Source organism: uncultured Campylobacter sp. (assembly GCF_938018145.1).
Classification (GTDB): domain Bacteria; phylum Campylobacterota; class Campylobacteria; order Campylobacterales; family Campylobacteraceae; genus Campylobacter_A.
The window spans coordinates 1-6,552 of record NZ_CALIII010000185.1; the positions used below are offsets into that span (position 1 = coordinate 1).

Consider the following 6,552-nt stretch of genomic DNA (forward strand, 5'->3'; position numbering starts at 1 on the left):
CTCGAAAAATCGTCTCGCGATACTTCGCCTTATCGTTTTACGCTCAAATCTGAAGTCAAATTTGTAAATTTCGGCTTCAAATTTTACCCGCCGAAACCCACATCTTGAAAATGCAAATTTGAAACACGCGACGCGATAGCGTCAAATTTAACCTGCACGCAGTGCAGCAACTTCTCACATCGTAGGGGGAGGGGGATTAAAGAGGGTGAGGAGCTCTTTTGCTTCGGCGTTGCCTCGCAACTGCAAAGCAGAGCGCAATTTAAGCCCCTTTCCCCTTAACAAAGAAGTAAGACGACTTCAAACAATCGTTTTTGTGTAGAGAGGTTTTAAAGCATGGCGTCAAATTTGATCAAACCAAATTTACCACTTTCGCGGTGCGGGTCTGCGCGAGTAAAATTTATTAAAAATCCAAGCAGTAAAACCGAGCTAAATTTACCGCATAAATTCGGCGGGCGTAAAATTTACCCGCCAAATCAAAAGCTAAAATCAAAAATTTAAGCCGTAGCTCCCTCGTTCATCGCGGCGTATTCTTCAAAAGTTCCCTTAAAATCGACTACTTCGCCGTTGCCTTTTAGGTGGATGATGCGGTTAGCGAATGCATCTATGAGCTCGCGGTCGTGGCTCACGCAGATGACGTTGCCGCCGAATTTATACAGCGCCTCGCCTAGAGCGATGATGGCTTCTAGATCCAGGTGGTTGTTTGGCTCGTCTAGCACGAGTAGGTTGCCGCGCTCTAGCATCAGGCGGCTTAGCATCAGGCGGTGTTTCTCGCCGCCGCTTAGGCTACCGACTGATTTTTCCTGCTCGGCGCCGCTAAATAGCATGCGGCCTAAGCACTTTCGGATCTCGTCTAGGTCTTTGTTGTTTTCGTCTTGCAGCCACTCGTAGAGTTTGAGCTCGCCGGTGATTTTGTTTGTCGTGTCCTGCGCGAAGTAGCTAGGCTCTATCGTCGCTCCAACGTGCACGTCGCCGCTATCCGGAGCGACCTCGCCGATGATGATTTTAGCCAGCGTGCTTTTGCCTACGCCGTTTGCGCCGATGATGGCGACTTTGTCGTTCTTTTCGAGCTTGAAGCTAAAATTTTCAAACAAAACCTTGTCGTATTTTTTGCTGACGCCGCGCACTTCTAGGATCTCGTTGCCGATGTCGCGTTTGGTGCGGAAAAGTATGCTAGGATCGCGTCTGCTTGATACCTTGATCTCCTCGATGTCGAGTTTGTTTAGCTGCTTTTGGCGGCTGGTTGCTTGGCGGGCTTTGCTCGCGTTTGCCGAGAATCGCGCGATAAATTTCTCCAGCTCCTCTTTTTCTTTTAGCTTTTTGTCGCGCTCCATCTCGTGCTGTTTGGCAACCAGCGTCGAGGCGATGTACCAGTCGTCGTAGTTGCCCGCAAACTGCCTGATTTTCTTAAAATCCACGTCTAGGATGTGCGTGCAAACCGCGTTTAAAAAGTGGCGGTCGTGGCTGATTAGCACCATCGTGCCTTCGTGGCGGTTTAGCTCGTTTTCTAGCCACTTTATGCTATCGATATCAAGGTTATTCGTGGGCTCGTCGAGGAAAAGAATGTCGGGCTTTGGAAATAGCACTTGAGCGAGCAGGACTTTAAATTTATCCGAGTTTTCGACCTCGCTCATCGGCTTTTCAAAGTCGCTAAAGCCAAGCGAGCTTAGGATTTTTTCGATCCTGACCTCGTACTCGTAGCTAGGATCCTCCTCGGCGCTTATCATCTCAAGCTGCGCTAGGCGGTCGTTTATAGCGTCGGTAAACTCCTCGCTCATGTAGAGCTGTTCTTTTTCTTTTACCGCGTCGTATAGGCGTTTGTTGCCGTATAACACGGCGTCTTTGACGCTAAAGTTTTCAAACGCGAACTGATCTTGCCCTAGCACGCCTACTTTTAGTCCGTTTTCGATGACGATCTCGCCGCTGTTTGCCTCGATCTCGCCTGCAAGGATTTTTAGAAACGTCGATTTTCCAGCACCGTTTGCGCCGATGAGTCCGTAGCGATTGCCGCGAGTGAGTTTTAAATTTACGTCCTCAAATAGCAACTGCGCGTTAAATCTCATTAATAAATTTTTGACTTCAAGCATATTTACCCTTAAATTTTACTTTTAAAATCCTAGATTGTGCCAAAAAATCGTTTAAAATTAGTATAAACACTTGTCTTGGATCAAAAAACTTTTAAACAAAAATGTGATAAAATGAGCCAAAATTTATAGAAACGGAGCTTTTATGCTTATAGCCGAAACGGCTCGAAAAATCTTGCATAAAGAGTCGCAAGACGAGCGGCAATGCGAGAAAAACGGTAGCAAATTTAAAGAGCTAAAAGCTCGGGTACAGATGGCGAAATTTGAGCAAAGCGCCGAACAAAAGGCGCTTGCGGCGATTGCTATTCCGTTGCTTAGGTTTTTTACTTGCTTGCAGATATTTTTACTATTTTTCGCTATTTATGCGCGCGTGCCTGCGCCGTTTTTGGCTGCTTATGTTTTCTTGGCGACGGTTAGCATTTACGTAGCGCTTTGTCACGATGACGATCCGGGCTTTGCGGCAAATTTTATCCATCTCACGGTTGTGTGTCACGGATTTTTGGGCGTATTTTTATACGGCTGGGGCTGGGGCAACGAAAATTTCTTTATTTGGGGTATTGCGACTAGCTATTTGATTTTTATCGGTAAAAACCGCACCGTTCTTGCTATCATCATCGCTGAAGCCGTAGCTTACGCTGTTTTGTATATCTTGAGGGATAAATTCGGTATCGTGAATTTAGGCGCTAGCGGAAGCATTATGTTCGTAGTGACGTTTGCGGCGATATTCGTATCGTTTTTGCGTCGCACAAGCACGCTAAACTCGGTTTATTCTAAAAGTATAAACGAGGTCGCCTCGCAAAACGATAAACTTGAGTCCGCATCCAAATTTGACTTTTTAACTGGCCTTGATAATCGCCGTTACGCGCAGGAGCAGTTTGACGAGATGGCGGAGTATTTTCAGTATGAAAAGGTACTGGTCGCGCTTGGCGATATAGATGATTTTAAAGTGATAAACGACACCTTTGGGCACGACGTCGGGGATGAGACGCTAAAAGAGATTGCGCGAATTTTACGCGAAAACTCGCGCGGCGAAAAAGACATCCTGTGCCGCTGGGGCGGGGAGGAGTTTTTGCTCGTGGCTTTAGTGCACGACGACGTTTCGGCGCAAGAGATGGTAAAAAGAGTGCTCAAAAATGTAAATACTCTCACTGCTCCAAACGGCAAAAAAATAGGCATAACATTTGGCGCTGCGGTGTTTGAAAACGCGCGCGCGATGAGTCTAACCGAAATGGCAATCGTCGCGGACAAGCTTTTATACGAGGGCAAGAGGAGCGGTAAAAACTGTGTAAAATTTAAGGGATGCGGCGATGCTGCTTAACCTTTTTGCGAGGTACGGCTTTTACGTCAAGCTTCGCGCGATGTTTGCGGCGCTTGGGCTCTTTCACACAGTATATTTGGTGCTGTTTATCTACATAGGCCAGCCTTTGCTCGCATGTCTAAACATCCTTAGTATCGCTCTTTATGCCGCTTGCGTCTATGTGGCGAAGGATCTAAGAACGGCCGCCATAGCCGTAGCGGCGGTTAGGATCGAGATATTTGCTCACGCTTTTATCTGCACGCTCGTTCTTGGCTGGGATTACGGGTTTCAAAATATCATCTTAGCCCTCATGTCCATCGTGTTTTTCTCGAGCTTAGCCACAAAGGGCGTGAATAACTTTTTTGCGTACGCCAAAGGCGCGGCGTACCTATTTTTGTATTTTTACGCGAAAACTCCGCCGCAGCTTGCCGGAACGCAGGCGGAATGCTTTTATATTTTAAATTTTATCGTCGTTGCGGCGTTTATTATCGTTTTGGTCGTGGATTTTTCTAGAACTTTTAGCGCAAAGCTGCGCCAAGAGATGCTTGAGCGCCAAGAGAGGCTAAGTGAACTAGCCAACAAAGACCCGCTCACCGGCCTTCTAAATAGAAATGCATTTTATGATTTTGCCGTGCCGCGCATGCAGTTTTTGAGCGGAGACACTAGTATCGTGCTGTGCGATATCGACGACTTTAAAAAACTAAACGACGCTCACGGGCACGCCTTTGGCGATGAGGCGCTAAAGATCATCGCGTACGCGATAAAAAGCAGTCTGCGCGAGGGCGATCTGGTATATCGCTGGGGCGGCGAGGAGTTTTTAATATTTTTATCGGATATAAATCTCGAAAACTCGGAGCATATTTTTGAGCGTATCAGGCGCAAGATCGCCGAGACGCAGCTAGAATTTCAAGGAAAGAGCGCTAAGACGTCTGCGACCTTTGGGCTGATTAACTTTAACGTCAAAGCCATAAAAGACGTGGAAACCGTGATAAAACAAGCCGATAAGCTACTCTACGAAGGTAAAAATAGCGGCAAAAATAAGGTCGTCGCTCAGGCTTTTTTGCGGGAATAATCTTTAAAATTTAAAAACGCGCCGGTTGCTCAAATTTGAGTTAAATTTAATGCGAAAAGCCAAATTTGACTAGCTAAAATTTAACCGAAAAAAGCAAAATTTCTCGCGTTTAAAATCTACGATAAAGTCTTTTTGGCAGCTCTAATTTATCTAAATTTAGAGCTTGCCATGTAAATTTTCGCTAAAATCCCTCATAAAATCCACGCAATCAAAGGCAAAAATCAAAATGCACGTCGCAAAAATCCGCGCCAAAAATATCCTCTCGCGCTCCAAAATCGGCAGCGGCGGCTACGCGATCAACCCGTACGTGGGCTGCCCGCACGGCTGCATCTACTGCTACGCCGAGTTTATGCGAGGCGTCACGGGGCACGAGGAGGCGTGGGGCGAGTTTTTGGACGTGAAGGATTTTGATACGGCAAGCCTAGTTAAATTTACCGTTTCGCACGGCGGCGAGCGCGTATTTATGAGCTCGGTCACCGACTGCTATAATCCGTACGAGGCGCAGTTTGGAGCTACGCGAAAAGTCCTTGAGGCGGTTGCGGGTTCGGATATAAACCTGCAAATTTTAACCAAATCAAGCCTCGTGACGCGCGACATAGATCTGCTACAAACTATGCCAAACGTCCGCGTAGGCGTGAGTTTGAGCGTGATAGACGAAAGCTTGCGCCGTATGCTCGAGTCTCGCGCGAGCTCCGTAGCCGCAAGGATCGCAGCGATAAAAAAGCTGCGCGCCGCGGGAGTGAAAACCTATATATTCGTCGCACCGATTTTCCCGCAGATCACGCCAGTTTTTGATATCATATCTCACTACGGCGACGCGGCGGACGAGATTTGGTTTGATAGGCTAAATCTCTATCCAAATTTTAGGGATAAAATTTTAGCTTTCATCGGGCGAAATTTTCCCGCGCTTTTGCCGCTTTATAAGCAAATTTATCTTTTTGGCGAGGACGACTATTTTGAGCAGCTAGCGGATGAGATCAGGCTTGCGGCACGGGAGAAATTCGGAAGCGAGAGCGGCGAGAGGGTTAGGATTTTTTTTGGGCGGAGAAAATCCGACGCAGATAAATTTGAAAGGCGAAAATGAACGTAATTTTACGGCTTTGTATCGTGCTTTGCGTGTTATATGTCGCGGTTTTGGCGCTGCTTTATTTTTTTCAAGAGCGGCTGATATTTTTCCCGAGCAAGCTTGATCAAAACTATGATTTTAGCTTCGACCAGCCATTTGAGGAGATAAGACTGGACGCGGACGGCGCATGGATAAGCGGGCTTAAGTTTTTAGCGCAGAGTAGGGACGGCAGGCAAATTTACGGCGACGCGCATGATGTGAACGGCGAACGAAAAGCGAAAAACGGCGCGGTGATATTTTTCCACGGTAATGCGGGCAATCTGCAAGGCTGGGGCAAGTATGCGCGGCATTTTACGGATTTGGGCTATGATTTTTATCTATTTGACTACCGAGGCTACGGCAAGAGCGGCGGCGAGATAGGCTCGCAGGAGCAGCTTTACGCGGATGCGGACGCGATGATGCAGGCAGTTTTGCGGGAGTATGACGCAGGCAAGGTTACGGCGGTCGGCTATTCTGTAGGTAGTGGGCTAGCGGCACGCGCGGCGCAGAAATACGGCGCTAAGCGGCTAGTTTTGATCGCGCCTTATTTTAGCCTAGAGGAGCTAGCGCGGGAGAAAATGCCGTTCGTGCCGAAATTTTTAATCAAATATAAAATCCCTACGTTTGAGTTCGTCGGCGGTTTTGGCGGGCCGGTGACGATATTTCACGGCGAGCATGACGAGCTAATCGGCGTGGATAACTCGCGCAGGCTATTTAAATTTCTAAAACCGGGAGATAAAATTTACGAGCTAAACGCCGGGCACAACGATATCCTAGGCCTAAGCGAGCTTTGGGAAAAATTAGCGCAGAAGCTGGGCGAGTATCGCGGGGCTACGGCGGTAAATTTGACGCGGCTAGCTTGGTCAAATTTGACGAAAACGGGCGTTAAAGCCCGCTTTGCCTCTTAAAAACAAAATCTATCGTCGGCTTTGTTTTGCTTGCGCATAGCTTTAAATTTAGCCAAATTTTCATCATTCAGAAAATAATCTTTTTCTTT

General features: G+C 47.3%; 5 protein-coding genes. 4 read left to right on the plus strand and 1 reads right to left on the minus strand.

Annotation, left to right across the window (positions count from 1 at the left end; all coding sequences use genetic code 11):
* Positions 1-494: 494 nt before the first annotated feature.
* Positions 495-2,084, minus strand: coding sequence for an ABC-F family ATP-binding cassette domain-containing protein (locus Q0338_RS04240; RefSeq protein WP_298085671.1), 1,590 nt, complete (start codon positions 2,082-2,084; stop codon positions 495-497).
* Positions 2,085-2,226: 142 nt separating this feature from the next.
* On the opposite strand from Q0338_RS04240, the gene Q0338_RS04245 reads away from it, so the two are divergent.
* From Q0338_RS04245 to Q0338_RS04260, 4 genes are all read left to right on the plus strand, one after another.
* A complete protein-coding gene (locus Q0338_RS04245; RefSeq protein WP_298085672.1) occupies positions 2,227-3,399 on the plus strand; it encodes a GGDEF domain-containing protein in 1,173 nt (390 codons plus the stop codon).
* Positions 3,389-4,450 (plus strand): GGDEF domain-containing protein, encoded by a 1,062-nt coding sequence (locus tag Q0338_RS04250; protein ID WP_298085673.1) that lies wholly within the window; start codon positions 3,389-3,391, stop codon positions 4,448-4,450. Before Q0338_RS04245 ends, Q0338_RS04250 begins: the two co-directional genes overlap by 11 nt.
* Positions 4,451-4,676: 226 nt before the next feature.
* Positions 4,677-5,534 carry a radical SAM protein gene (locus Q0338_RS04255; protein WP_298085674.1) on the plus strand — a complete coding sequence of 286 codons (858 nt, stop codon included), beginning with the start codon at positions 4,677-4,679 and terminating at the stop codon, positions 5,532-5,534.
* The gene (locus tag Q0338_RS04260; RefSeq protein WP_298085675.1) at positions 5,531-6,463 is read left to right on the plus strand and encodes an alpha/beta fold hydrolase; all 933 of its coding nucleotides are present in this window, start codon (positions 5,531-5,533) and stop codon (positions 6,461-6,463) included. The genes Q0338_RS04255 and Q0338_RS04260 overlap by 4 nt, the downstream gene beginning before the upstream one ends.
* Positions 6,464-6,552 lie beyond the last annotated feature (89 nt).

Bases quoted from the DNA above. Each gene is read 5' to 3' on its own strand.
- Q0338_RS04245 (WP_298085672.1), top strand. From the start codon at position 2,227: ATGCTTATAGCCGAAACGGCTCGAAAAATCTTGCATAAAGAGTCGCAA.
- Q0338_RS04240 (WP_298085671.1), bottom strand. From the start codon at position 2,084: ATGCTTGAAGTCAAAAATTTATTAATGAGATTTAACGCGCAGTTGCTA.
- Q0338_RS04250 (WP_298085673.1), top strand. From the start codon at position 3,389: ATGCTGCTTAACCTTTTTGCGAGGTACGGCTTTTACGTCAAGCTTCGC.
- Q0338_RS04255 (WP_298085674.1), top strand. From the start codon at position 4,677: ATGCACGTCGCAAAAATCCGCGCCAAAAATATCCTCTCGCGCTCCAAA.
- Q0338_RS04260 (WP_298085675.1), top strand. From the start codon at position 5,531: ATGAACGTAATTTTACGGCTTTGTATCGTGCTTTGCGTGTTATATGTC.